This window comes from Cupriavidus sp. DB3, assembly GCF_020418465.1.
GTDB lineage: Bacteria > Pseudomonadota > Gammaproteobacteria > Burkholderiales > Burkholderiaceae > Cupriavidus > Cupriavidus cauae.
This window is the reverse complement of sequence record NZ_JAIZPL010000004.1, coordinates 486981-510902: the sequence shown is the minus strand read 5'-3', so window position 1 is coordinate 510902 and position 23922 is coordinate 486981. Positions and strand designations below refer to the sequence as shown.

Sequence of the window (23922 nt, the reverse complement as noted above, 5' to 3'; positions counted from 1 at the left end):
TGTGGCTTTGTGTGGGCCGCGCGTCAGGCCCCGGCCGGCAGCGCGTCAGGCCCCGGCTTGCCCCAGCACGCCTGCCACCGCGGCGACGCGTGCCTGGTGCACGCGCTCGCGGATCAGCTCGACCTGCCCCGCGCATTCGCGCGCGATGGCGCCGGCATCGACGCCGGCGGCGGCCTCGCGAGCGGCCAGCAGGCGCGCCGGTTGCGGATAGTCGCGCTGTTCGAAGCCGAGCCGGCCGCGCGCGTCGGCCTCGCAGGCCTGCAGGGCCTCGGCGAAGCGCTCGGGCTTGCGCAGCGCGTCGCAGCGCTCCAGCAGCCGCGTCACCGCCGCGGCGCCGAATTCGCCGGATCGATGGATATTGCCGTGCTCGCGCGCGACCAGCACGGCGAGGTCGCGGCAATCGGTCGGCACGCGCAGCCGCTTGCAGACTCCTTCGAGCAGCGCCACGCTGCGCTGCTCGTGGCCGATATGGCGCGGCAGCACGTCGGCGGGCGTGGTGCCCTTGCCCAGGTCATGGACCAGCGCGGCGAAGCGCACGGTCAGCGGCGCCTGCATCGCGGCGGCGGTATCGATGACCATCATCACGTGGACGCCGGTATCGACCTCGGGGTGATACTCGGCGCGCTGCGGCACGCCCCACAGCCGGTCCAGTTCCGGCATCAGCCGCGCCAGCGCGCCGCACTCGCGCAGGACCTCGAACATCCGCGACGGGCGCGCCTCCATCAGCCCGCGCGCCAGTTCCTGCCAGACCCGCTCGGCGACCAGCGCATCGACCTCGCCGCTGTCCACCATCGACCGCATCAGCGCCAGCGTCTCCGGCGCGACGGTGAACTCGGGCAGGCGCGCCGCGAAGCGCGCCAGCCGCAGGATGCGCACCGGGTCCTCGGCAAAGGCGGGCGACACGTGGCGGAACACCCGGGCAGCCAGATCGCGCTGGCCGCCGTGCGGATCGATCACCGGGCCGACCAGTTCGCCGTGCTCGTCGACCTCCTGGGCCATCGCATTGATGGTCAGGTCGCGCCGGATCAGGTCGTCCTCCAGCGTGACGTCGGGCGAGCAATAGAAGGCAAAGCCCTTGTAGCCGGCGGCGGTCTTGCGTTCGGTGCGCGCCAGCGCGTATTCCTCGCGCGTGCGCGGATGCAGGAAGACCGGGAAGTCCTTGCCGACCGGCTTGAAGCCGGCCGCCTCCATCTGCGCCGGGGTCGCGCCGACGACCACGTAGTCGCGGTCCTGGCTGGGCGTGCCCAGCAGCTGGTCGCGGATGGCGCCGCCGACGGCGTAGATCTGCATGAAGCTCCTTCCCCGGTCCGGTCCTTCAGTGATGGACCACGACCGCGTCGTCGCGATCCGGCGCGACGCGATACGGCTCGTCCGGCGCGAGGAAATCGCGCTCCTCACGGGCGGCGGCGATCCAGCGCTGCAGCGCCGGCAGTTCCAGCACCAGGTCCGCGTAGGCCTTGGCCGGTTCCGGCAGATGGACGCCGTAGGTCGCGAAGCGGCACACCACCGGCGCATAGTAGGCATCGGCAATCGAGAACGCGCCGAACAGGAAGGGGCCGGCCTGGCCGAAGCGCTCGCGCGCCTGCTGCCACAGCTGCACGATGCGGTCGATATCGCGCTGCACCGCGACGTTCCAGCCCATGCCGGGCAGCATCGCGCTCAGGTTCATCGGCATCTGGCTGCGCAGATTGCCGAAGCCCGCATGCATCTCGGCGCAGATCGAACGCGCGAACGCGCGCGCGGCCGGCTCCTGCGGCCACAGCTGCCTGTCGGGGAAGCGCTCGGCCAGGTATTCGACCACCGCCAGCGAGTCCCACACCACGATATCGCCGTCGATCAGCGCCGGCACCTTGTTGGCCGGCGCATAGCGGCCGATCTCCTCGGCGAAGCCCGGCGTAAACAGGCGCACCGGCACTTCCTCGAACGGAATGCCGGCATGCGACATCAGCAGCCAGGGACGCAACGACCAGGAGGAATAGTTCTTGTTGCCGATGACGAGCTTCATTTGCGAGTCCTTCGAGAGGGAGAGAGCGAGGCGCGCACGGTGGATGGCATGCCGGGGAGACGGCTCGGCGCGCCACTCTGCGCTTCAGGCCGAACATTGTAGCCAGCGGCTCCGGACCGGACCAAACGAATTGGACTCGCAAGCGGTGTCAATCCGGGTCACATAGGCGGCGCGCCAACGTGTTCCTCACCGCCGATGCACGCTCGAGCGCAGCGCCTCCAGCCGGGTCTCCCGGCCGCCCGACAGCGCCTCGGTCATCACCGCCTCCAGGCTGGTCGGATGTACGCCCAGCTCCGGCGCCATGGGGCCGCTCAGCACATTGTCCAGACGCATCGAATCGAGGTTGTCGCGCGACATCACCGGGCCGCCCGGCATGTGTTCCAGCACGGCCGCCTGCAGGCGCGCCAGCGCATCGGGCAGCGCCAGCACCGGCCGCGGATGGCCCGACGCCTCGCCAGCGAAGCGCACCAGTTCCTCCAGCGTATAGACCTGCGGGCCGCCCAGCTCGTAGCAGCGGCCAATGGTGGCCGGGGTCGCCATCGCATTGACCATCGCCTGCGCGACGTCCTGCACGTAGACCGGCTGGAAGCGCGCCTGCGCGCAGGCCAGCGGCACCACCGGCGCGAGCCGCTGCATGCTGGCGAACAGATTGAGGAAATGGTCGTCGGGGCCGAACACCACCGAGGGGCGGAAGACCGTCCAGTCGAGCCCGCTCTCGCGCACCGCGCGCTCGCCGTCGCCCTTGCTGCGCAGATACATCGACGGGCCAGCGCTGTCGGCGCCGAGCGCGCTCATATGCAGCAGCCGGCGAACGCCGGTGCGCCGCATCGAGTCGATCAGCCGGCGCGGCAGCTCGACATGGGCCGCAGCAAATCCGGGCCCGTAAGGATCGCCGCGCCCGCCGTGCAGCACGCCGACCAGATTGACGACGATGCCCTCGATGCCCAGCGAACCGATCGCGCTGTCGAGCGCCGCCTCGTCGGTGACATCGAGCACCACGATCTCTACCCGCGGCAGGGCCAGCAGATCGCGCGCATTGTCCTCGTTGCGGGTTGCCACCACGATCCGCTCGGGGTCCATCGGCGGGATCACCACCGTCGCGTGCTCGAGCGGCGCGTTGCTGTGGTTGGCCACGCCCGACAGGCGCGCGACCAGATGACTGCCGATAAAGCCGGAACCGCCGATCACCAGTACATTGCTCGTCAGCATGATGTCCTCCGTGGCACGGTGGCCGCGGCACGGCTGCCGCGGCGGGTTTCGACCCAGCGTTCGCGCTGCGTTCGACCTGCTTTCGGTTCAGGCCGGACACAGCGGCGGACATCGCGCGAGCGCGCCTTCAGCGCACCATCAGGGCAGGCTGGTGGTGGTCACCTGCGACGGCACCACGGTGCCCAGCCGCGCCTTCAGCGACTGCGGATGTCCGTGCATCAATGCAGCATAGTACGTGGCGTTGGAGAGCACATTCTTGACGTAGGTTCGCGTCTCCGTGAACGGAATGGTCTCGGCGAAGATCGCGCCCTCGACCGGCCGCGACAGGCTGGTGCGCCAGCTCTTGGGCCGGCCCGGGCCGGCGTTGTAGGCCGCCGAGGCCAGCGTCTGCGAGCTGTCCAGGTCGGTCAGCACCATGCTCATGTAGCTGGTGCCGAGCAGGATGTTGACGTTCGGATCGCTCATCATCGACGGCGTGAAGTCCGTCATGCCGATCTTGCGGGCGACGTACTTGGCGGTGGCGGGCATCACCTGCATCAGGCCGTGCGCGCCGGCGGACGAGCGCGCGTTCATGATGAAGCGCGACTCCTGCCGGATGATGCCGTAGGCCCAGGCCATGTCCAGGCCGGCCTCGTCGGTGGCGCGCTGCATGATGTCGCGGAACGGCATCAGGAAGCGCAGCGAGAAGTCGTGCTGCGCCTGCGTGCGGTCGGCGGTGTTGACGGTGCGGTCCAGCAGCGAGATGCGGCGCGCGTACTCGGCCGCGGCCAGCAGCTCGCGGTCGCTCATGCCGCGCAGTTCCCAGTTCCACTCGCGGTTGCCCTCGAAGCGCAGGTCCATGTCGTAGAACGCCTTGGCGCGCTGGAAGCCGGGGCGCGTGCGCATCGCCATGGCCTCGGCATCGCTGACCTGGGTACGCGGCGGCAGCGTGATGCGCTGGCCCAGCTCCTCGCTGGCCAGCTGGCCGTAGAAATGGAAGCCGCTGGCGATGGCCTGGTACTGCTGGCGGGCCTCGTCGTTGCGGCCCGCTTCGGCCAGCGACCGGCCCAGCCAGTAGGTCCAGGCCGGATCCTTGGTGCGCAATTCGGGGCGCATCGATTCGATCGCCAGGCGCACCAGCTTCCAGTCACCCTGGCGCAGCGCCGCGCGCACGCGCCATTCCTGCGTCTCGGTCGACAGCCACTGGTTGCCGCCCAGCTCGACCTGGCGGCGGAAGTAGCCGGCCGCGTCGGGCAGCAGCTTCTTGGCGGCGAACTGGCCGACCACGCCCCAGCCCGCGCCCTGCTCGTCGCGCGACAGGCTGCCGGAGCTGGCGGTCAGGTAGGCGGCGGCCTGGGCCGGATCGTTGCGCGCCATCTTGACCACCGTGGCCAGCGTATCGCCGTCGACGGCGCCGTCCGGCACGGTGGCGGCGATGCGCCCGGCCAGCGTGGTGTAGTTCTGCTCCAGCGCCGTGCGGGCCTGGAAGGCGACGTCCGCGCGGGTGATCTGGCGGCTCTGGTACAGATAGCCGATCAGGTCGACGCAGCCCTCGCCATAGTTCTTCGGCTCGGTCAGCAGCGCGCGCGCCTCGACGGCGACGTTCTGCCCCTTGAGCGCGCGCGACAGCAGCGCATAGCACTCGACCTGGGTATCGTCCTTCAGCACGAACTGCGGATACTGCGCGTCGAAGTTGGCCCAGTCGCGCCGCTTGCCGAGCACCAGCAGCCAGTCGTTGCGCATGCGGTCGGCGATCGCCTCGCCCTGGTAGCGCTGCAGGAACGCGCGCACCTCGTCGTCCGGCGCGTCGATGCGCGCCAGGCCGCTGGCGTCGAACAGCTGCGGCTTGATGCGGAAGTATTCGACGTACGACGGCACCGGGTAGTCGACCAGCGTGGCCGAGATCGCATAGGCGCGCGCCACGTCGTTCTTGCGGGCGGCCTCGCGCAGCGCGCGGAAGGCGTCGTCCGGATTGCTCGGGATCATCGCCGATGCGGCGCCCTGCCCGTTCGACGATACCGTGCGCTTCTGCGCGGCGGCCGGCGTTGCCAGCAGCGTCCAGCTCAATGCGGTGGCGATCGCCGTCAATGCGAACTGTCCCGCACGCTGCCGATATACTCCCTTGCGCATCCTGTCTTTCCTTGTTGTGGCGGCCCGGCCGGCCCTCCATGTGGCTGCCGAACCGCTTGAAAACCAATAGTCCGCGGACATTATCACACGCACTTCTCACCGGCCGACGCTGGACTAACGCCCCGCTTCGGCCCGTATTTCTTCCGCTCATGGCCAACGCACCGACCGGTCCGCTCGATCCCTCGCCAACGTCCCCGCCACCGTCGTCGCCGTCCGGCGATCCGGCGGCCGATCCCGCCGCGGAGCGCCGGGCGCTGCGCGCCGCGCTGCTGCAGCGTCGCGCCAGCCTGCCGCAGCGCGAGCAGCTGGACGCGCGCATCGAGGCCGAGCTGGCCGCGCTGCTCGACTGGCTGCCGGTGCGTTGCCTGGGGTTCTACTGGCCGATCCAGCAGGAGTTCGACGCGCGCGCCCTGGTGGCGCGCTGGCTGGCGGGCGCCCCGGGGCGCGACGCCGCGCTGCCGGCGGTCAGCCGCCCGGGCGTGCCGCTGGACTTCCATCGCTGGACGCCCGACACGCCGATGCGCGAAGGCCGCTACGGCATCCCGGTGCCCGACGGCACGCCGGCGGTGACGCCCGACGCGCTGCTGATTCCCTGTGTCGGTTTCAGCCCTGAGAAGTTCCGCCTGGGCTACGGCGGCGGCTTCTACGACCGCACGCTGGCCGCGCTGCCGGCCAGGCCGGTCGCGATCGGCATCGGCTACGAAGGCTGCCGGATCGCGCTGGCGCCGGCCGCGCATGACATCCCGATGGACTGGATGGTGACCGAGGCCGGGCGCTTCTAGGGTCCCCGCCTGCCTACCTTCGGGTCGTCCCCGCGAATGCGGTGGGCCAGTGGCCTTTGAAGACGCTGGATTCCCGCTTTCGCGGCAACGACAGCATGGCCGGTCGGCCTCGTCAGCCATCCGCGGGCGCGGACGCCGTGCCCTCCGGCAGCATCAGCGAATCGACCAGCGCCCGCATCCGGCGCCAGTGCGAGCCTTCCCAGAACACCCGCCGGCAGGCCTCGCAGGTCGAGAAGCGCTCGTGCCGCTCCAGCACGGCGGGCGGCACGCGCCCGGCCACCTCGTCGCTCGACGCGGCGCACAGCGGCACATTGCAGCTCAGGCACAGCGAAAACGGCCGCGCCTGCCGGCGCAGGTCCAGCCGCGCGAAGATCTCGCGCAGCTGCGCCTGGGGCTTGAGCGCGCGCACGTAGCAGCCATGCGTGATGCTGCCGCGCTTGAGCAGCTCGCGGTCGCGCGTCAGCACGATGCGGCCCTCGCGCGCGGCGATGGCCTCGATCTCGCGGTCGTCGAAGTGGTTGTCGTAGAGGGTGTCGTAGCCGGTCAGCCGCAGCAAGGCGGCCAGCCCGCCCAGATGGGCGTCGGCGACGAAGCGGGTGACCCGCAGCGGCGCGGGCCGTACCCGCAGCAGCGGCGTGACGTCGAGCGCCTCGAAGGTCGGGTAGACCGAGACCCGGTCGCCGTCGGCCAGCACGCGGTCGAAGCCGCACGACTGGCCATTGACCAGGATCAGCTCGACCTCGGTGTGCGGCACCCCGAGCGCCTCGATCATGTGCTTGACCGTGGCCGCGCGGGCGCACGGACAGGACCAGTCCCGTCCGCGCATCGCCGGGGGAAGGAAATCGTTCAGCTCCTCGTAGAAGCGGAACGTGGCGGTAACCATGCGGCACAGTATGCCATCGGCGCCCTGCACCGCATGGCCGCCGTCGCGGCGCCGCGCCTTACAGCTTCAGCCGCTGCCAGATCGCCTTGGTGGCGCCCGCCGCGTTCAGCGTGTAGAAATGCAGCCCCGGCACCCCGCCAGCCAGCAGCCGCTCGCACAGCGCGGTGACGACGTCGAGCCCGAAGGCGCGGATCGCCTCGCGATCGTCGCCAAAGCTCTCCAGCCGCTTGGCGACCCAGCGCGGCACCTCGGCGCCGCACATCTCGGAGAAGCGCATCAGCTGCGAGTAGTTGGTGATCGGCATGATGCCGGGCACGATCGGCACGTCCACGCCCATCGCGCGCACGTCGTCGACGAAGCGGAAGTACGCGTCGGCGTTGAAGAAGTACTGGGTGATCGCCGAATCGGCGCCGGCCTTGACCTTGCGCACGAAGTTCTCGAGATCGTGCCGCGGCGAGCGCGCCTGCGGGTGGTACTCCGGATAGGCGGCCACCTCGATCTGGAACCAGTCGCCGGTCTCGGCGCGGATGAACTCGACCAGCTCGTTGGCGTAGCGGAATTCGCCGATCTCGCCCATGCCGGACGGCATGTCGCCGCGCAGCGCGACGATATGGCGGATGCCGTTGTCGCGGTATGTGCGCAGGATCTCGCGGATGCCCTCGCGCGTGGAGCCGACACAGGACAGGTGCGGCGCGGCGTCGATGCCGTCGCGCTGGATCTCCAGCACGGCGTCGAGCGTGCCCTGCTGCGTGGTGCCGCCGGCGCCGAAGGTCACCGAGATGTATTTGGGCCCCAGCGGGGCCAGCTGTGCGCGGGTATTGCGCAGCTTTTCCCGGCCCTCGGGCGTCTTGGGCGGAAAAAACTCGAAGCTGTAGTAGCGGTCTTGCATGATGGTGGCGCCGCCGCCGAGGCGGCGCTGGGAAGGGGAGTGCCCGGCGTCAGGCCACTTCGCGATCGCGCAGCAGCAGGCCGGCCAGCAGGGTCGAGATCACGCTGTACAGTAGCGAACCGAGCAGCGCGGTCCAGAAGCCCGACACGGTGAAGCCCGACAGCAGATTGCCGACGAACAGGAACAGCAGCGCGTTGATCACGAAGATGAACAGGCCCAGCGTCAGCAGCGTGACCGGCAGCGTCAGCAGCACCAGGATCGGCCGGATCAGCGTATTGATGATGGCCAGCACCGCCGCCGCGATCATCGCCGAGCCGAAGCCCCGCACTTCGATGCCGTCGACCACCGCGCTGATCGCGAACAGCGTCAGGGCGTTGATGATCCATACCGCCAGCAATCTCATGGCAACTCCTTGTCGGTTGGTTTGCTCCCGCTCCCGCTGGCGGGAGAGGGGCCGGGGGAGGGGGCCCGGGCGGCGGTCGTCATGTTCGCTGTCTTGCCGATGCCTGGCGCCGCTGCCCGCTTCCCAACCCTCTCCCGCGTGCGGGAGAGGGAGAAAACCACGTCAATAACGGTAGTGATCCGCCTTGTACGGGCCTTCCTTCGGCACGCCGATATACGCGGCCTGCTGGTCGGTCAGCTCGGTCAGCTGCGCGTTCAGCTTCTTCAGCTGCAGGCGCGCGACCTTCTCGTCCAGGTGCTTGGGCAGCGTGTAGACGCCGACCGGGTACTTGCCGCTATCGCGCTCCTGCCACAGCTCGATCTGCGCCAGCGTCTGGTTGGCGAACGAGCTGCTCATCACGTACGACGGGTGGCCGGTCGCGCAGCCCAGATTCACCAGGCGGCCCTTGGCCAGGATGATCAGCTTCTTGCCGTCGGGGAAGATGACGTGGTCGACCTGCGGCTTGATCTCGTCCCACTGGTACTTCTCCAGCGAGGCGATGTCGATCTCGTTGTCGAAGTGGCCGATATTGCAGACGATCGCCTGGTCCTTCATCTTGACCATGTGGTCGTGGGTGATCACATGGTAGTTGCCGGTGCAGGTCACGAAGATGTCGGCCTTGTCGGCGGCGTATTCCATCGTCACCACGCGGTAGCCTTCCATCGCGGCCTGCAGCGCGCAGATCGGGTCGACCTCGGTGACCCACACCTGCGCCGACAGCGCGCGCAGCGCCTGGGCGCTGCCCTTGCCGACGTCGCCGTAGCCGCACACCACCGCGACCTTGCCCGCGATCATCACGTCGGTGGCGCGCTTGATGCCGTCCACCAGCGATTCGCGGCAGCCGTACAGGTTGTCGAACTTGCTCTTGGTGACCGAGTCGTTGACGTTGATCGCCGGGAAGCGCAGCTCGCCCTTCTGGGCCATCTGGTACAGGCGGTGCACGCCGGTGGTGGTTTCCTCGGTGACGCCGCGGATCGCTTCCAGGTTGCGGCTGTACCAGCCCGGATCCTGCGCCAGCTTTTCCTTGATCGCGGCGAACAGGTAGGTCTCTTCCTCGCTGCCCGGCTTGGCGATCACCGACGGATCGCGCTCGGCGCGTGCGCCCAGGTGCAGCAGCAGCGTGGCATCGCCGCCATCGTCCAGGATCATGTTCGGCGTGCCGCCGTCGGCCCAGTCGAAGATGCGGTGGGTGAAGTCCCAGTATTCCTTCAGCGATTCGCCCTTGAAGGCGAACACCGGCGTGCCCGAGGCGGCGATCGCGGCGGCGGCGTGGTCCTGCGTCGAATAAATGTTGCACGAGGCCCAGCGCACGTCGGCGCCGAGCGCCTTCAGCGTCTCGATCAGCACCGCGGTCTGGATGGTCATGTGCAGGGAGCCGGCGATGCGGGCGCCCTTGAGCGGCTGGCTGGCGGCGAATTCCTCGCGGATGGCCATCAGGCCGGGCATTTCGGTTTCGGCGATGGCGATTTCCTTGCGGCCCCAGCCGGCCAGGCCGATGTCGGCCACCAGGAAATCGTTCTTCAGATCGGTCACAGCGTTCATGTTTCACTCCGTCGAAGAGTGGGACGCCGGTGACGAAAGAGGGGACGGGTCCGGGACGGCTGCGGGCCCAGGGACTGGGTGCAGCGTGCGGATAGGTCGACTCGCCACCGTGCGAACCACGGTTCAGCGAGCGCCGTTGAAGACATTCCGAGCCTGGCGGATGGCAGAATGCGGGGTTGGGCCCGCGCGCCGTCCGTTGCAACGCTCCTCGGAGTGGCGGTATTGTACCTGCCCTGCGCGGCGACGGTGTGCCGCTCTCCGAATTCTTTTCGGCCGGTCCGGACCCGCTCGGCAACCCGCCGCCGGCCCTCCCGGACCTCGCCTTTCGACTCGCTATGACCGCCTTTCCCCCGCGTACCCTGACCATCGCCGGCTCCGACTCCGGCGGCGGCGCCGGCATCCAGGCCGACCTGAAGACCTTCGCCGCGCTCGGCTGCTACGGCATGAGCGCGATCACCGCGATCACGGCGCAGAACACGCTCGGCGTGACCGGCGTGCATGCGATTCCGGCGGAGATGGTGGCGGCGCAGATCGACGCGGTGGCCACCGATATCGGTATCGACGCCGCCAAGACCGGCATGCTGGGCACGGCGGCGATCGTCGAGGCGGTCGCCGCGGCGGTCGATCGCCACGGCCTGCGCAAGCTGGTGGTCGATCCGGTGATGGTCGCCACCTCGGGCGCCACGCTGTCGGACGACGCCACCGCGCAGGCGATGGTGCGGCTGCTGTTCCCGCGCGCGCTGCTTGTCACGCCCAACCTGCCCGAGGCCTCCTATCTGCTGGGCCGGCCGGTCACGCGCCGCGCCGACATGGAGCGCGCCGCGCGGGAGCTGATCGAACTGGGGTGCCAGGCGGTGCTGCTCAAGGGCGGGCATCTGGCGGAAACCGGCGAGCAAGGGGGCGAGCAAGGCAGCCTGGACGACCTGCTGATGAGCGCCGACGGCAGCGTGCGCGTGTTCAGCCATCCGCGCATCGCTACCCGCAACCTGCACGGCACCGGCTGCACGCTGGCCGCCGCGATCGCCTCGCAGCTGGCGCGCGGCGACGCGCTGGAGCAGGCGGTCGGCACCGCGCTGGATTTCGTCGCCGAAGCCATCGCGGCTGGCGCGGACCTGCGGCTAGGGGCCGGCAACGGCCCGCTGAACCACGGCTTCGCGCCGCGGGTATTGGGGTGATGAGAGTATTGCCGGGCGCTGCATTGCGCTCTCCCCTGGCCCTTTCCCCTTGCCCTCCCCCGCTTGCGGAAGAGGGCAAGGGCGCCTCGACAGCCGACGCGGCTGATCGCCCCGTCAGTTCCCCCCGGCCGCCAGCGGCACCAGCTTGAACGCTGCCCGCGCCACGCACACCACGTTGCCGGCCGCGTCCTTGACCTCGCCGTCGCAGAACGCGATCCGTGCGCCGCGCCGCATGCAGCGGGCCTCGAAGGTCAGCTCGCCGCGCGCGGCGGCCAGGAAGTGGGTCGACATGTCGATCGTGATCACGCCGGTCTCCAGCGGCGCATGCGAGCGCGCCGCGCCGCTGAGCGTGAAGTCCAGCACCGCCATCAGCGTGCCGCCATGCACGTCGCCACGGCTGTTGACCAGGGCCGGATGCGCCGGCAGCCGCGTCCGGCACAGCCCGTCCTCGATATGGACGGGCTGCAGGCCCAGATGCCGCATCAGCGGGACGTCGATGCCGAAATAGGGCTTTTCGGCCGTGCCCGGCGAAACGGGAACGATTTGCGGGACGATTTGCGCGCTGCTTTCCAAAACCACTTCCTTACTCGAGTTCGATCACGACCTGGCCCTCGGCGACCGCATCGCCGGGTTGCACCAGGATGGCCTTGACGACGCCGGCCTGCTCGGACTCGAGCGGGATTTCCATCTTCATCGACTCGATGGTCATCACGGCATCGCCGGCCGCAATGGTAGCGCCAACTTGCACGTCGACGGCGCAGACATGGCCGGCGACGGCCGCTTCGATTTGCTTCATGGGGAACTCCGGGGATCAGGTTGTCAGGGTGGAGGCGGGCGCCGGCGAAGCGCCGGGTGCCCTGGTTTCTGCCATCGCTTCGCCGGCCAGCACGCGCTGCGCGAGGCCGGTATCGATGCGCCCGGCGATGAAATCGTCGTCGGCGAGCACCCGCTGGATAAAGGGAATATTGGTCTTGACGCCCTCGATGGCGAAGGCGTCCAGCGCCGCGCGCAACCGCGAAATGGCCTGCGCGCGATCGGCGCCGGTGGCGATCACCTTGGCCAGCATCGGGTCGTAGTAGGAGGTGACACGGCCGCCCTCGGCATAGCCGGTCTCGACGCGCACGCCCTCGCCCACCGGCGGCCGATACACCGTCAGCGGCCCGGGCGACGGCAGGAAGCGCACCGGGTCCTCGGCATAGACCCGCGCCTCGATCGCATGGCCGCGCAGCCGGAGCGGCGCCGGCAGCACCGCCTCGATCGGCTCGCCGCGCGCCAGCCGCAACTGCGCCGCGACGATGTCGATGCCGGTGACCTGCTCGGTGACCGCATGCTCGACCTGCAGGCGCGTATTGAGCTCGAGAAAGACGAAGCCGGTCGCCGGCGTGTACAGCATCTCGACGGTGCCGATCACGTCGTAGCCGAGCGCCGCCAGCAGCGTGGCCAGGCGCCTTGCCATCGCGTCGATCTCGTCGGCCGGCACGTTGGGCGCGCGCGCCTCCTCGATGACCTTCTGGTGGCGCCGCTGCACCGAGCAGTCGCGCTCGCCGAGCACGCGCACGCCGCCATAGCGGTCGGCCAGCACCTGGAACTCGATATGGCGCGGGCGCTCGATCAGCTTCTCCAGATACAGCTCGGCCTGGCCGAAGCTGCGCTGCGCGACCGAGCGCGCGCGCTGCCATGCCGCGGCCAGTTCGCTCTCGTCGCGCGCCGGCAGCATGCCGATGCCACCGCCGCCGCCGGCCGGCTTGATCAGCACCGGATAGCCGATGCGCGCGGCGGCCCTGGCGACCACGTCCGGATCGTCGGACAGCACGGCGCTGCTCGGCGTCATCGGCATGCCGTGGGTCGCCATCAGCGCGCGCGCCTCGGTCTTGTGGCCGAGCCGGCGGATCCAGCGCGACGACGGACCGATGAAACACAGCCCCGCCGCCTCGACGCGCTCGGCGAAGCCGGCGTTCTCCGACAGGAAGCCGTAGCCCGGATGCACGCCGTCGGCGCCATGCTCGCGCGCGATCCGCAGCAGCGCGTCCTGGTTCAGATAGCTCTGCAGCGGCGGTGCCTCGCCCAGCCGCACGCGCACCGTGGCCTGCTGCAGGTAGGGCGCTTCGGCATCGGCGTCCGAATAGACCGCGATCGACTCGATGCCCTGCGCGTTCAGCGCGCGCAGGATGCGCGCGGCTACCGCGCCGCGGTTCGCGACCAGCACGCGGCGCAGCGGACGGATCTGCAATTTGGGGGTCATCGCGGCACCTCGCCATCGGCAACGCGCCGCACGACCACGGCGTCGACGATCACCGGGGCGGCGTCGCCGCGCGGCACGATCACCGGATTGGCATCGACCGACTCGGCTTCAAGTCCGGCTTCAAGTCCGGCTTCAAGTCCGGCTTCAAGTCCGGCTTCATGTCCGGCTTCAAGTCCGGCCTCACGTCCGGCCCCGCTGCCGGCGAACCAGTCGCCCAGCGTCACCAGCATCGCCGCGAGCCGCTCGACATCGACGGCCGGCATGCCGCGCACCGCGCCGAACGCGCGGGCGATATGCAGGCGCGCGATGGCGTCGCGCGCCTGCGCGGCGGAGAACGGCGCGGGCAGGAACTGCACGTCGTCCAGCGCCTCGACCAGCACGCCGCCCTGACCGATCATCACGACCGGCCCGTAGACCGGATCGCGATGCGCGCCGACCGCGAGTTCGAACGCCCCCTTGTGCTGACGCGCGATCAGCACGCCGCCATGCTCGACGCCCCGCTCGGCGGCCAGCTTGGCCAATCTGGCATCGAGCTCGTCGAAGGCGGCCAGCGCGCGCTCCTCGCTGTCGAGGCCCAGGCGCACCAGCCCGTATTCGGACTTGTGCGTGATCGACGCCGACACGCCCTTGGCGACCACCGGCAAACCCAGCTCCGCAACGGCGCGCCGCACCTGCTCGCGGTCGCGGCACAGGCGATGGGCGACCGCTGGCAACCCGGCCGCGGCCAGTTGTGAAAGGCTTTGTACTTCGTCGAGCGTGGTGGTGGCGAACGTAGCGGCACCGCTCGAGGAAGCCGGCACTGCCGGTGATGCTGCCGATACCGCTGGCGCCGCTGATGCCGGTGATGCCGCTGATGCCGCTGATGCCGGTGATGCCGCTGATGCCGGTACCGCCCCCGGCGCCGCCAGCACCGCGGCACGCGCCTGCACATGGCGCGACAGCAGCCCCAACGCGCGCATGGCCGCGCGCTCGCTGTCGAACACCGGCACGCCATGCCGGCGGAAGGCCTGCGCGACCCACTCCTGATTGGCGCTGACCACCACCGGCACGCCGCTGGCCGCGGCAAAGCGCCCGGTCTGCGCGGAGAAGTCGTCGAAGTCGTACGGCGCGGTCCCCCGCCACCTGGCCGAACGGCCGTGGCCGGGCAACATCCGCCAGCTACGGCAGAAGATCGAAGAAGCGCTGGTGTTCTGCGACGGCGGCCGCCTGCGCGTGGCCGACTTCGCCCGCGGCGACGAGAGCGCGGCGGCGTCAGCGGCCTTGGCCACCGATGCAGCGCCGCACCCGCTGGCGAGAAGCTATGCCGAACACGAGTGGGAAGACGACCCGCGCGGCGAGACCCCGGCGCCCGTTTCGAGTCCCCCTGCCTCCCGCCCCTCCGCCCTGCGGGAACTGGCCTACGAAGCCGCACTCAAGGCCATCGCCGAACATGGCGGCAACAAGAAGCGCGCCGCACAGGCGCTGGGGATTTCGCGCTCGCATCTGTACACGCTGCTGGCGCGGGGGGCGGGGGGCGGAAGCGACCGTTAGCGCGCCAGGCCCGAGGTCATCGGCCGGTCCTGCGCCGATTCACCGTCCGTGCGCCGCGAGTCCCGCCTCCAGCAATTCCAGCTGCCTCGCAAACTCGGCGGGGCGCCGCTCGCGGAACGTTGTGCGCAGGCGGAGCGCCGCGGCGCGTTGCGCGATGGCGGTGAGCTCGAGTTGGATGGCGCGTATTGCGTCCTCTCTCGGCACGTCGCGCGGAAGGTAAACCACGTCGATGTCCACGGAGAGGCGAGGCATGTCGCGAACGAACAGGTTGATTGCGGTGCCACCTTTCATGGCGAACGGATCGCCGGAAAAAACGATGGGCGCAACGGCAAGCAGGAGGCGGACGGTATCGGCGTAGGCGTTATCCATGGGGCTTCAGGCTGAGCAACGTGCCGTCGTCGAGACGGCCGATCCATCGCTTGTTGCTGCCTGAGCGCACCGGGTACTGTGCCAGCAGGGCATCGACATCGACCAGTTCGGTCTCTCGAGCCCACGTCAGGAAAAGCCGAACGGCCTTGACGCTGGTACAGCACGATAGCAATTGTCCGAGCAGGTCCTTGCGAGGGGAACGTAAAACGTCGAAGACGTTACGCGCCTCCTCCAGACTTTGCTTAACACCGGCTTCGTAAAGCATCTCAAGTGCCGCACGTTCCGGGGCGGCGACGCGCACGCCCTCCGACATGCCGGGCGGCGTTACCACTGTTCGCTCCGCCAGCCCCGCATCTGGCCAGTCGAACAAACGGGCATGCACATAGCGCGCCGGATGCCGTTCCGTGAACCAGCCCGGAAGCGCAAAACGAGTGTCGCCCCAAAGCACCAGGGTTTCGCGGCTGCCGAGGTTGTGTCGCATCCCCTGCCAGGCGAGCGCCGTCCTGCCACCGGCATGAAAGCCGGGCACCTGCTTCTGCAGGAAGCGAAGGGCGCCTTCGATGCCGAAGTCGTCGTTGGGAAAGGCGTAGACGCCTTGGGCGAGACGAACCAGCCAGCCGCCGTCCGCATATCGCGCGGCAAGCTGCGGCGACACGCCGAATTGGCGCAGCGTCGCGAGGTCGAATGGCGCCCCGCGGTGCAGGCCGGTCTGCAGGCGTTTGATTATCTGGTAGCGGGAAACTTCAACCATGGTTGAAGAATAGCACCAGATCTAATCAAGGAAGGCGCAAGAGGATTGGATTCCGCTCCGTCCGTCGACTCTTGGTTTATTTTTACCGCAGGATCTAATCAACCGGCGTAGGCGACAGCGCTTTCCGGGCGATGGAATCGCCCGGAATACAACGCCGGTCCTGCCCTCAGTCCGCCTCCCCAAACGCCGCCATCAGCCGCGCCACCGCCGCCGGCACGTCGGCGGCCTCGGTGATCGCGCGCACCACGGCCGCGCTGCCGACGCCGGCTTCCAGTACTTGCGGCAAATTGCTCGCGTCGACGCCGCCGATGCCGACCAGCGCCGGTACCTGCTCACGCATCAGGCGGGCATAGGCATAGAAGCGTCCCAGCCCTTGCGGCTGGGTCGGCATCACCTTGGTGGTGGTCGGAAAGATGGCGCCGAGCGCCAGGTAGCTGGGGCGCAGCGGCGCGACGCGCAGCATCTCGGCGTAGCCGTGCGTCGAAACGCCGAGCCGCAGGCCGGAGGCGCGCAGCGCGTCGAGGTCGGCTTCGTCCAGGTCTTCCTGGCCGAGGTGGATGCCGTAGATGCCGCTGCCCGCGCTGTCGTTGCCGTGCGCGGCGTGGTAGTCCAGCGCGGCGCGCCAATGGTCGTTGATGAAGAGCCGGCTGCGGCTGCCGCGCGCGGCCAGCGCCGAGCGGGCGATCTGCTCGCGCACCGCGGCCGCGTCGTCGGACTTGAAGCGCAGCTGCACGGTCGGGACGCCGAGCGGCACCAGCCGTTCGATCCAGTCGGCGGTCGGCACCACGGCGTAGAGGCCCAGGCGCGCCGGGCATGGCACGAACGGTTCGGCCGACTGCTCCGGCGCGACCAGCGCGGCGTGCCGCACGCGCGGGAAGCGGGAAAACGCGGCGGGCCAGTCGAGCGTGCCGGGCTGCCAGGCGCGCGCCAGGCACAGCGCATCGTGCGCGGGGAAATGCAGCGCCAGCGTGGCCAGCAGCGTCGCGACGAAAGCGGGCGATTGCGCGGCATCGCCGTTGGCATCGGCCTGCGTGGCAAACACCCAGGTCCCCATCGGCGAGCGCACCGTGTCGATCCACTGGCCGCCCTCGCGCTCGGTCTGGATCAGCATCGCGCCGCGCGCGGCGACCCGGTCGATCGTCGCGGCATCTACCTCGCCGTCGGCCAACAGCAGGTCGGCCTGGCCCAGCGGCTCGGCGGCATCGGCCGTCAGCGCGTCCTGCAGCCGCCAGGCGCGCCAGCCGCGGTCGGCCACGCCGAAGGTCTCGCCATGGCGCGCGACCAGCGCGGATTGCAGCGCCGTATCGACCGGCATCGGCGTCGGTTGGCGTGTCATGCGTGCTCCTGTGCGTGCCAGAACGGCATGCCGACCACCGGCGTGCTGGCCTGCGCGATCTCGCGCTCGGGCATCGGTCCGGCCAGATAGGCCAGGCGCCCCGCCTCGACCGCCCGTGCGAAGGCACGCGCCATCTCGATCGGATACGCGGCCTGGGCCACGGCGGTGTTGAGCAGCACGCCGTCGTAGCCCCATTCGAGCACCTGCGCCGCATGCGAGGGCAGGCCCAGGCCCGCGTCGACGATCAGCGGCGTGTCCGGCAGGCGATCGCGCAGCACCCGCATCGCGTGCGGATTGACAGCGCCCTTGCCGGTGCCGATCGGCGCGGCCCACGGCATCAGCGCCTGGCAGCCGGCGTCGAGCAGGCGGCGGCACAGCACCAGATCCTCGGTGCAATACGGCAGCACCTTGAAGCCTTCCTTGATCAGCGTCTCGGCCACGGCCGGCAGGTTCAGCGTGTCGGGCTGCAGCGTGTAGTCGTCGCCGACCAGCTCCAGCTTGATCCAGTCGGTCTCGAACACCTCGCGCGCCATCATCGCGGTGGTGATCGCCTCCTGCGCCGCCATGCAGCCGGCGGTATTGGGCAGCACCGGCACCTGCATCGACTTGAGCATCTGCCAGAAGGCCTGGCCGCCCTCGCCGTCGCCGACCGCGCCCTGGCGGCGCAGCGCGACCGTCAGCATGGCCGGCCGTGCAGCCTCGACCGCCGATTGCAGCGTCGCCGGCGACGGATAGCGCGCCGTGCCGAGCAGCAGCCGCGAGGAAAACGATTCGCCGTAGAGCACGAAGGGATCGCGCACGGCATCCTGGGTCGGGAAGGTCATGGGATCAGCCTCCGGTAACGGGTTGCACGAGATCGATGCGGTCGCCGGCGGACAGCGGCGTATCCGCATGGGCGGCGCGCGGCACGAAGCGGCCGTTGAGCGCGGCGGCGAACGGTGGCGGGATCTGCGCCGCGGCCACCGCGTCGGCCAGCGTGGCCGGCGCGTTCAGCGCAAGCGGCTTGCCATTGAGCAGGATTTCCATGGTGTTCAGCGCGTGTGTCATCAGTTGGGACGAGCTTGGCCGGGCGACGCTCGCAGGCGAAAGCCGTGCGCGGTTGCGTCGGATTCGGCGGCGCGCGATGGCGTCGCGCGGCAGGGCGTCAACGCTGGCATCGATGCGGCCATCAACGCAGGCCTCGGTGTGGGCATCGTTGCGGCCATCAATGCAGCACCGCGTTGCCATGCACGGGCGCGATCATGCCGGGCCAGCGGGCCGAAGCCGGCACCGCATGGGCGGCGGGATCGCCGTCGGCCAGTGCGCGCACGACCTCGCAGGCCGCCTCCACCACCGCCGGCGCGATCAGGAAGCCGTGCCGGTACAGGCCATTGAGGCGCACCACGCGCGCCTGCTCGTCGACCCGTACCGCCGGCAGATGATCGGGACGCGTGGGCCGGCGCTGCACGTTCAGCTCCAGCACGCGCGCCTCGCCGAAGGCCGGATGCAGCGAATACGCAGCCGACAACAGCTCCAGTGCGGAGCGCACGCTCATCGGCGAGTCGTCCTCGCTTTCCAGTTCGGTGGCGCCGATCACGTACAGGTGGTTCGGCTTGGGCGCGATATAGATCGGATAGCGCGGATGCAGCAGCCGTACCGGCCGGTGCAGCGAGACCTCGGGCGCGAACACCCGTACCACCTCGCCGCGCAGGCCGCGCAGGCCCGGCATCCCGCCCCCGCCGCCTCCAATAGCGCCCTCGGCGGGCCACGCGGCCCGCGCGCCCAGGCCGCGGCAATCCAGCACCACGCGCGCGTCGATGCCAAGCCGCGGCAGGTCGCGCTCGTCGATCTCGCCCGCTTCCCAGACGCAATGCACGCCGGCGGAGACCGCGCAGGCCAGCAGCGCGCGCAGCGTGCCGCGGTTGTCCAGCTGGCCCTCGCGCTCGAGCAGCAGCCCTTGCTGGAAGCGCCCGGCCAGCGCCGGTTCGAGCGACGCGATGCCGGCCGCGTCGAGCCGGCGCAGCCGTTCGGCCACCAGTTCCGGCGGCGACACGGCGCGAATGCGGCTGGTAAACAGCGGCATCTCGCCGCGGTCGTGGGCGTGCCAGACCACCAGCGTGCCGTCCTGCTGGAAGAAGACCGGGTCGACCGCGGTGGGCTCGTCCGCCTGTTCGGCGTTCAATTCGGCCACCCATGCGCGCCACAGGTCCACGCTGGCGATGCCCAGCTCGACGATGCGGCGCTCGCTGATGGCCGATTCGGCCAGCGGCGCCAGCATCGCGGCGGCGACATGGGCGGCCGCGCCCGCGCCGTCGGGACCGGCGCGTTCGACCAGGGCCACGCGCAGGCCACCGCGGACCAGGCGCCAGGCGGCCAGGCGTCCGGCCAGGCCGGCGCCGAGAATGGCGACGTCAAACTGCTGTTTCATGGGGTGTATTGTGCCAGCCCGGCCATGGGGAGCCGGGGAACGTCAGGGCGGAGCGGGAAACGGCCGTCGCCCCGCGCGCGCGGAGCCCAGCGCCCCTGCCCCTCGTGGAGAGCCAGCTCGCTGGTTCCCGCCTTCGCGGGAACGACGGCCCCGTCCCTTACGAGTAGATCTTGCCGCCCTGCCGGACGAACTCGATCGACTTCTCCTGCATGCCGCGCTCGGCCTCGTCGGCGCCCGCCTCCTTCAGCGACGCGGCGTAGTCGCGCACGTCCTGCGTGATCTTCATCGAGCAGAACTTCGGACCGCACATCGAGCAGAAGTGGGCGATCTTGGCGCCCTCGGCCGGCAGCGTCGCATCGTGGAACGAACGCGCGCGCTCCGGATCGAGACCCAGGTTGAACTGGTCTTCCCAGCGGAACTCGAAGCGCGCCTTCGACAGCGCGTTGTCGCGCAGCTGCGCGCCCGGCCAGCCCTTGGCCAGATCGGCGGCATGCGCGGCGATCTTGTAGGTGATGATGCCCTCGCGCACGTCTTCCTTGTCCGGCAGGCCCAGGTGCTCCTTCGGCGTGACGTAGCACAGCATCGCCGTGCCCATCCAGCCGATATTGGCCGCGCCGATGCCGCTGGTGATGTGGTCGTAGCCGGGGGCGATGTCGGTGACCAGCGGTCCGAGCGTGTAGAACGGGGCCTCGTAGCAGTGCTTGAGCTCCTCGTCCATGTTGGCCTGGATGCGTTGCAGCGGCACGTGGCCCGGGCCTTCGATCATTACCTGCACGTCGTGCTTCCACGCCTTGGCGGTCAGCTCGCCCAGCGTGCGCAGTTCGCCGAACTGCGCCTCGTCGTTCGAGTCGGCGATGCAGCCCGGACGCAGGCCGTCGCCGAGGCTGAACGACACGTCGTAGGCCTTCATGATTTCGCAGATCTCGTCGAAGTGCGTGTACAGGAAGTTTTCCTTGTGGTGGGCCAGGCACCATTTGGCCATGATCGAGCCGCCGCGCGAGACGATGCCCGTCACGCGGTCGGCGGTCAGCGGCACATAGCGCAGCAGCACGCCGGCGTGGATCGTGAAGTAGTCCACGCCCTGCTCGGCCTGCTCGATCAGCGTGTCGCGGAACATCTCCCAGGTCAGGTCCTCGGCGATGCCGCCGGTCTTGTCCAGCGCCTGGTAGATCGGCACCGTGCCGATCGGCACCGGCGAATTGCGCAGGATCCATTCGCGCGTCTCATGGATATGCTTGCCGGTGGACAGGTCCATGATGGTGTCGGCGCCCCAGCGGATCGACCAGACCATCTTCTCGACTTCCTCGGCCAGCGAAGAGGTCACCGCCGAATTGCCCAGGTTGCCGTTGATCTTCACGCGGAAATTGCGGCCGATGATCATCGGCTCGAGTTCCGTGTGGTTGATGTTGGCGGGGATGATCGCGCGGCCGGCGGCCACTTCCTGGCGCACGAATTCCGGCGTGATGTCCTCCGGCCGCAGCGGCAGGCCGGCGCCCAGCGCATTGCCGGGATGCTGGCGCAGCAGCGCCTTGTACTCGGGCTTGTCGTACAGCGCCTGCAGGTTCAGCGATTCGCGCAGAGCGATGTACTCCATCTCGGGCGTGACGATGCCGCGCCGGGCGTAGTGCATCTGCGTGACATTGGCGCCGGCCTTGGCGCGGCGCGGATTGGTCAGCTGCGCGAAACGCAGGTGCGCGGTGGCCGGATCGTTGGCCCGCGCGCGGCCGTACTCGGACGACAGGCCCGGCAGCACCTCGGTATCGCCGCGTTCCTCGATCCATTTGGCCCGCACCGGCGGCAGACCGGCCTTCAGGTCGATGCGCACGTCCGGGTCGCTGTACGGGCCCGAGGTGTCGTAGACCGGGATCGGCGGGTTCGGCATCTCGCCGTGCTCGGTGCGCGTGGCGGTCTGCAGGATGGTGCGCATCGGCACGCGGATGTCCGGACGGCTGCCGGTCAGATAGGTCTTGGTCGAAGCGGGGTAGGCGAACTTCTGGTCGAGATCGCTTTCGAGCGATTCGAAGGATGCGGCGGGGGCGGCGTGATTGCGGGCCATGGATATCGTCCTCTCTCTTTGGGGGATGGACGAAACCAGGAGTCCTGTGAGCATGTCCCTCGGGGACCATGCTGGCGCGGCTGGAATGCGCGCCGGCGGGAACTGCGGTCTTCAGTGAAACTTCCCACGCCGGTACTAACCGGATCGGGTTCGAAGGGACTCTCTCAGCCGCGCGGCCAATCCGCACGGCACCCCTGTTTCATCCAACGGGGCCAATTTAAGCACAAGGGGACTGGCTGCGCCAGCCTTGTTTCATTCGGACTGTGGTGCGCTGCGGTATCGGATCGGCCCGTTGGCGTGACGCCCGGGCCGCCTGCGTCCGCCGCAGCCGGCGGCTCGCGCGTTGCTCTACCATGCAGACAGCGTGCTTGCGCACGCGCGCCGGGCCGGCGACGATTGGTCGCCGACGATTGGCCGCCGACGATTGGCCGCCGACGGATCCGGCGCCAACGATCGCAGGCCGCCAACGATTGCAACGGTAACGGCATGGGCAGAGACAGGACCGTCCGCCACAGGAGACACCATGAGCACCAGCGACGCCGCCACCCACCGCGTCTTCAACCAGGTCCCCGACCTGGCGCACCACAATCCGTTCGCCATCGACACCGCGCTCGGCGCCGCGCTCGAACGCCTCGGCGGCGGCTGGCATGCCGGCGAACTGCGCGAGTTCGGCGCGACGCTGGGCCAGCCGGAGGTCCAGGCGTGGGCCGACCAGGCCAATCGCCATCCGCCCGAACTGCATACTCACAGCCGCACCGGCGAACGGATCGACCAGGTCCGCTTCGACCCGAGCTGGCATGCGCTGCTGTCGCTGCTGCGCAGCCACCAGCTGCACGCGCTGCCGTTCGCACAGCCACGTCCCGGCGCCTGGGCCGCGCGCACCGCCGGCTACTTCCTGCAGGCGCAGCTCGAATCGGGCTCGCTGTGCCCGGCGACGATGACCTTCGCCAGCATCCCTGTGCTGCAGAAGGAGGCCGCGCTGTTCAGCGAACTGGCGCCGCGGCTGTACGCCACCGCGCACGATCCCGAGGACCTGCCCTGGCGCGACAAGCGCGCGGTAATGATCGGCATGGGCATGACGGAGAAGCAGGGAGGCTCGGACGTGCGCGCCAACACCACGGTGGCGCGACCGGTGCGCGGCGAGGGTCGCGGCGCCGAGTACGCGCTGACCGGCCACAAGTGGTTCTTCTCCGCGCCGATGTGCGACGCGCATCTGGTGGTGGCCCGCATGGGCGCCGAGGACGGACCGCTGTCGTGCTTCTTCGTGCCGCGCTTTCGCGACGACGGCAGCCGCAACGCGATCCAGATCCAGCGGCTCAAGGACAAGCTCGGCAACCGCTCCAACGCCAGCAGCGAGGTCGAATTCCGCGGCGCCAGCGGCATCCTGATCGGCGAGGAAGGCCGCGGCATTCCGACCATCATCGAGATGGCCACCAATACCCGGCTCGATTGCGTGATCGGCAGCGCGGCGCTGCTGCGAACCGCGCTGGTGCAGTCGATCCACCATGCGCGCCATCGCAGCGCCTTCGGCAAGCGGCTTGCCGATCAGCCGTTGATGCGCAATGTGCTGGCCGATCTCGCGCTCGAGAGCGAGGCCGCGACGCTGCTGATGATGGAGCTCGCGCATGCGTTCGAGCATGCCGCTACCGACCCGCTGGCCGGCGCATGGAAACGCATCGTGACGCCCGCCGCCAAGTTCTGGATCTGCAAGCGCGCGATTGAGGCCACCGGCGAGGCAATGGAGGTCTGGGGCGGCAACGGCTACGTCGAGGAGGGGCCGATGGCGCGGCTCTACCGCGAGGCGCCGGTCAATTCGATCTGGGAAGGGTCGGGCAACATCATGTGCCTGGACGTGCTGCGCGCGATCCAGCGCAGTCCCGACGATGCGCTGCGGCTGCTGCAGGATCTCGGCCAGCGCGCCGGCGGGCATGCCGCGGTGCGTGCCGAACTCGCTTCGCTGCAGGCGATGCTGCGCGCCGCGCTGGAAGAGCAGGAGACCTGCGCGCGCCGTTTCGCCCAGGGCCTGGTGCTGACCGCGCAGGCGGCGCTGATGCTCGCGCATGCCGATGCCGACAGCGCCGAGCGCTTCGTCGCCAGCCGCCTGGAACGGCAGCATGGGCGCGTGTTCGGCACGCTCGACGGCAGCGCCGCGCAGCTGGGACGGCTGATCGAGCGGGCCTGGCCGGCTTGATTGC

At 69.7% G+C, this 23922-nt stretch carries 22 protein-coding genes, 1 pseudogene and 2 riboswitches; of the genes and pseudogenes, 4 read left to right on the top strand and 19 right to left on the bottom strand.

Features of this window, described 5'->3' with window-relative positions:
- Positions 1–45 precede the first annotated feature (45 nt).
- The 4 genes from K7G19_RS15795 to K7G19_RS15780 all read right to left on the bottom strand — a co-directional run bounded on the left by K7G19_RS15795 (position 46) and on the right by K7G19_RS15780 (position 5323).
- Complete coding sequence (locus tag K7G19_RS15795; RefSeq protein WP_226108065.1) at positions 46–1290, bottom strand: multifunctional CCA addition/repair protein; 1245 nt, start codon at positions 1288–1290, stop codon at positions 46–48.
- 25 nt (positions 1291–1315) lie between these two features.
- Positions 1316–2005 carry a glutathione S-transferase family protein gene (locus K7G19_RS15790; protein ID WP_226108063.1) on the bottom strand — a complete coding sequence of 230 codons (690 nt, stop codon included), beginning with the start codon at positions 2003–2005 and terminating at the stop codon, positions 1316–1318.
- A gap of 186 nt (positions 2006–2191) precedes the next feature.
- The gene (locus K7G19_RS15785) at positions 2192–3214 is read right to left on the bottom strand and encodes a complex I NDUFA9 subunit family protein (protein WP_150082767.1); all 1023 of its coding nucleotides are present in this window, start codon (positions 3212–3214) and stop codon (positions 2192–2194) included.
- Positions 3215–3352: 138 nt separating this feature from the next.
- Positions 3353–5323 (bottom strand): lytic transglycosylase domain-containing protein, encoded by a 1971-nt coding sequence (locus K7G19_RS15780; protein ID WP_149317224.1) that lies wholly within the window; start codon positions 5321–5323, stop codon positions 3353–3355.
- Between the two features lie 149 nt (positions 5324–5472).
- Here K7G19_RS15780 and K7G19_RS15775 point away from each other — a divergent pair, with 149 nt between their 5' ends.
- Positions 5473–6105 (top strand): 5-formyltetrahydrofolate cyclo-ligase, encoded by a 633-nt coding sequence (locus tag K7G19_RS15775; RefSeq protein WP_226108061.1) that lies wholly within the window; start codon positions 5473–5475, stop codon positions 6103–6105.
- A 112-nt stretch (positions 6106–6217) separates the two neighbouring features.
- On the opposite strand, the gene K7G19_RS15770 is transcribed toward K7G19_RS15775, so the two are convergent.
- From K7G19_RS15770 to ahcY, 4 genes are all read right to left on the bottom strand, one after another.
- Positions 6218–6988: a Mut7-C ubiquitin/RNAse domain-containing protein gene (locus tag K7G19_RS15770; RefSeq protein WP_226108059.1), complete on the bottom strand. Its 771-nt coding sequence runs from the start codon at positions 6986–6988 to the stop codon at positions 6218–6220.
- Between the two features lie 58 nt (positions 6989–7046).
- On the bottom strand, positions 7047–7877 hold the full coding sequence (gene metF, locus K7G19_RS15765; RefSeq protein WP_149317227.1) for a methylenetetrahydrofolate reductase [NAD(P)H]: 831 nt from the start codon (positions 7875–7877) through the stop codon (positions 7047–7049).
- Between the two features lie 49 nt (positions 7878–7926).
- Positions 7927–8280: a phage holin family protein gene (locus K7G19_RS15760; RefSeq protein WP_150082763.1), complete on the bottom strand. Its 354-nt coding sequence runs from the start codon at positions 8278–8280 to the stop codon at positions 7927–7929.
- A gap of 162 nt (positions 8281–8442) precedes the next feature.
- On the bottom strand, positions 8443–9861 hold the full coding sequence (gene ahcY, locus K7G19_RS15755) for an adenosylhomocysteinase (RefSeq protein ID WP_149317229.1): 1419 nt from the start codon (positions 9859–9861) through the stop codon (positions 8443–8445).
- 121 nt (positions 9862–9982) lie between these two features.
- Positions 9983–10077, bottom strand: a riboswitch (S-adenosyl-L-homocysteine riboswitch).
- A gap of 119 nt (positions 10078–10196) precedes the next feature.
- Here ahcY and thiD point away from each other — a divergent pair.
- Complete coding sequence (gene thiD, locus K7G19_RS15750) at positions 10197–11036, top strand: bifunctional hydroxymethylpyrimidine kinase/phosphomethylpyrimidine kinase (RefSeq protein ID WP_226108057.1); 840 nt, start codon at positions 10197–10199, stop codon at positions 11034–11036.
- A gap of 114 nt (positions 11037–11150) precedes the next feature.
- Here the strand turns inward: thiD and K7G19_RS15745 are convergent, their stop codons facing one another.
- The 4 genes from K7G19_RS15745 to K7G19_RS15730 are packed head-to-tail and all read right to left on the bottom strand — an operon-like array spanning position 11151 to position 14321.
- Entirely contained in the window at positions 11151–11591 is a 441-nt protein-coding gene (locus K7G19_RS15745; protein WP_370639562.1) for a PaaI family thioesterase, read from the bottom strand.
- A 28-nt stretch (positions 11592–11619) separates the two neighbouring features.
- Positions 11620–11832, bottom strand: a complete 213-nt coding sequence (locus K7G19_RS15740) for an acetyl-CoA carboxylase biotin carboxyl carrier protein subunit (protein ID WP_006580124.1) — start codon at positions 11830–11832, stop codon at positions 11620–11622.
- A 15-nt stretch (positions 11833–11847) separates the two neighbouring features.
- Entirely contained in the window at positions 11848–13278 is a 1431-nt protein-coding gene (locus tag K7G19_RS15735; RefSeq protein ID WP_226108055.1) for an acetyl/propionyl/methylcrotonyl-CoA carboxylase subunit alpha, read from the bottom strand.
- A complete protein-coding gene (locus K7G19_RS15730; protein ID WP_226108053.1) occupies positions 13275–14321 on the bottom strand; it encodes an acetate--CoA ligase family protein in 1047 nt (348 codons plus the stop codon). Before K7G19_RS15730 ends, K7G19_RS15735 begins: the two co-directional genes overlap by 4 nt.
- A gap of 67 nt (positions 14322–14388) precedes the next feature.
- Between K7G19_RS15730 and K7G19_RS15725 the strand changes: the two are divergent.
- A pseudogene (locus K7G19_RS15725) lies at positions 14389–14808 on the top strand (helix-turn-helix domain-containing protein); the annotation flags it as partial.
- 39 nt (positions 14809–14847) lie between these two features.
- On the opposite strand, the gene K7G19_RS15720 reads toward K7G19_RS15725, so the two are convergent.
- The 7 genes from K7G19_RS15720 to thiC all read right to left on the bottom strand — a co-directional run bounded on the left by K7G19_RS15720 (position 14848) and on the right by thiC (position 21727).
- Positions 14848–15177 (bottom strand): nucleotidyl transferase AbiEii/AbiGii toxin family protein, encoded by a 330-nt coding sequence (locus tag K7G19_RS15720; RefSeq protein WP_255650792.1) that lies wholly within the window; start codon positions 15175–15177, stop codon positions 14848–14850.
- Positions 15170–15928, bottom strand: coding sequence for a type IV toxin-antitoxin system AbiEi family antitoxin domain-containing protein (locus K7G19_RS15715; protein ID WP_149317236.1), 759 nt, complete (start codon positions 15926–15928; stop codon positions 15170–15172). Before K7G19_RS15715 ends, K7G19_RS15720 begins: the two co-directional genes overlap by 8 nt.
- Before the next feature lie 166 nt (positions 15929–16094).
- Positions 16095–17264, bottom strand: coding sequence for a thiamine phosphate synthase (locus K7G19_RS15710; RefSeq protein ID WP_226108049.1), 1170 nt, complete (start codon positions 17262–17264; stop codon positions 16095–16097).
- Positions 17261–18088 (bottom strand): thiazole synthase, encoded by an 828-nt coding sequence (locus tag K7G19_RS15705; protein ID WP_149317238.1) that lies wholly within the window; start codon positions 18086–18088, stop codon positions 17261–17263. Before K7G19_RS15705 ends, K7G19_RS15710 begins: the two co-directional genes overlap by 4 nt.
- Positions 18089–18092: 4 nt before the next feature.
- A complete protein-coding gene (thiS, locus tag K7G19_RS15700; protein WP_006579970.1) occupies positions 18093–18290 on the bottom strand; it encodes a sulfur carrier protein ThiS in 198 nt (65 codons plus the stop codon).
- A gap of 178 nt (positions 18291–18468) precedes the next feature.
- Positions 18469–19671 carry an FAD-dependent oxidoreductase gene (locus tag K7G19_RS15695; RefSeq protein WP_226108047.1) on the bottom strand — a complete coding sequence of 401 codons (1203 nt, stop codon included), beginning with the start codon at positions 19669–19671 and terminating at the stop codon, positions 18469–18471.
- 157 nt (positions 19672–19828) lie between these two features.
- Entirely contained in the window at positions 19829–21727 is a 1899-nt protein-coding gene (thiC, locus tag K7G19_RS15690) for a phosphomethylpyrimidine synthase ThiC (RefSeq protein ID WP_149317240.1), read from the bottom strand.
- A 104-nt stretch (positions 21728–21831) separates the two neighbouring features.
- Positions 21832–21933, bottom strand: a riboswitch (TPP riboswitch).
- Positions 21934–22250: 317 nt separating this feature from the next.
- Here thiC and K7G19_RS15685 point away from each other — a divergent pair.
- Entirely contained in the window at positions 22251–23918 is a 1668-nt protein-coding gene (locus K7G19_RS15685; protein ID WP_226108045.1) for an acyl-CoA dehydrogenase family protein, read from the top strand.
- Positions 23919–23922 lie beyond the last annotated feature (4 nt).

Excerpts from the sequence above, each read along its gene's own strand:
- K7G19_RS15795 (WP_226108065.1), bottom strand. The coding sequence starts at position 1,290 with ATGCAGATCTACGCCGTCGGCGGCGCCATCCGCGACCAGCTGCTGGGC.
- K7G19_RS15790 (WP_226108063.1), bottom strand. The coding sequence starts at position 2,005 with ATGAAGCTCGTCATCGGCAACAAGAACTATTCCTCCTGGTCGTTGCGT.
- K7G19_RS15785 (WP_150082767.1), bottom strand. The coding sequence starts at position 3,214 with ATGCTGACGAGCAATGTACTGGTGATCGGCGGTTCCGGCTTTATCGGC.
- K7G19_RS15780 (WP_149317224.1), bottom strand. The coding sequence starts at position 5,323 with ATGCGCAAGGGAGTATATCGGCAGCGTGCGGGACAGTTCGCATTGACG.
- K7G19_RS15775 (WP_226108061.1), top strand. The coding sequence starts at position 5,473 with ATGGCCAACGCACCGACCGGTCCGCTCGATCCCTCGCCAACGTCCCCG.
- K7G19_RS15770 (WP_226108059.1), bottom strand. The coding sequence starts at position 6,988 with ATGGTTACCGCCACGTTCCGCTTCTACGAGGAGCTGAACGATTTCCTT.
- metF (WP_149317227.1), bottom strand. The coding sequence starts at position 7,877 with ATGCAAGACCGCTACTACAGCTTCGAGTTTTTTCCGCCCAAGACGCCC.
- K7G19_RS15760 (WP_150082763.1), bottom strand. The coding sequence starts at position 8,280 with ATGAGATTGCTGGCGGTATGGATCATCAACGCCCTGACGCTGTTCGCG.
- ahcY (WP_149317229.1), bottom strand. The coding sequence starts at position 9,861 with ATGAACGCTGTGACCGATCTGAAGAACGATTTCCTGGTGGCCGACATC.
- thiD (WP_226108057.1), top strand. The coding sequence starts at position 10,197 with ATGACCGCCTTTCCCCCGCGTACCCTGACCATCGCCGGCTCCGACTCC.
- K7G19_RS15740 (WP_006580124.1), bottom strand. The coding sequence starts at position 11,832 with ATGAAGCAAATCGAAGCGGCCGTCGCCGGCCATGTCTGCGCCGTCGAC.
- K7G19_RS15735 (WP_226108055.1), bottom strand. The coding sequence starts at position 13,278 with ATGACCCCCAAATTGCAGATCCGTCCGCTGCGCCGCGTGCTGGTCGCG.
- K7G19_RS15720 (WP_255650792.1), bottom strand. The coding sequence starts at position 15,177 with ATGGATAACGCCTACGCCGATACCGTCCGCCTCCTGCTTGCCGTTGCG.
- K7G19_RS15715 (WP_149317236.1), bottom strand. The coding sequence starts at position 15,928 with ATGGTTGAAGTTTCCCGCTACCAGATAATCAAACGCCTGCAGACCGGC.
- K7G19_RS15710 (WP_226108049.1), bottom strand. The coding sequence starts at position 17,264 with ATGACACGCCAACCGACGCCGATGCCGGTCGATACGGCGCTGCAATCC.
- K7G19_RS15705 (WP_149317238.1), bottom strand. The coding sequence starts at position 18,088 with ATGACCTTCCCGACCCAGGATGCCGTGCGCGATCCCTTCGTGCTCTAC.
- thiS (WP_006579970.1), bottom strand. The coding sequence starts at position 18,290 with ATGGAAATCCTGCTCAATGGCAAGCCGCTTGCGCTGAACGCGCCGGCC.
- K7G19_RS15695 (WP_226108047.1), bottom strand. The coding sequence starts at position 19,671 with ATGAAACAGCAGTTTGACGTCGCCATTCTCGGCGCCGGCCTGGCCGGA.
- thiC (WP_149317240.1), bottom strand. The coding sequence starts at position 21,727 with ATGGCCCGCAATCACGCCGCCCCCGCCGCATCCTTCGAATCGCTCGAA.
- K7G19_RS15685 (WP_226108045.1), top strand. The coding sequence starts at position 22,251 with ATGAGCACCAGCGACGCCGCCACCCACCGCGTCTTCAACCAGGTCCCC.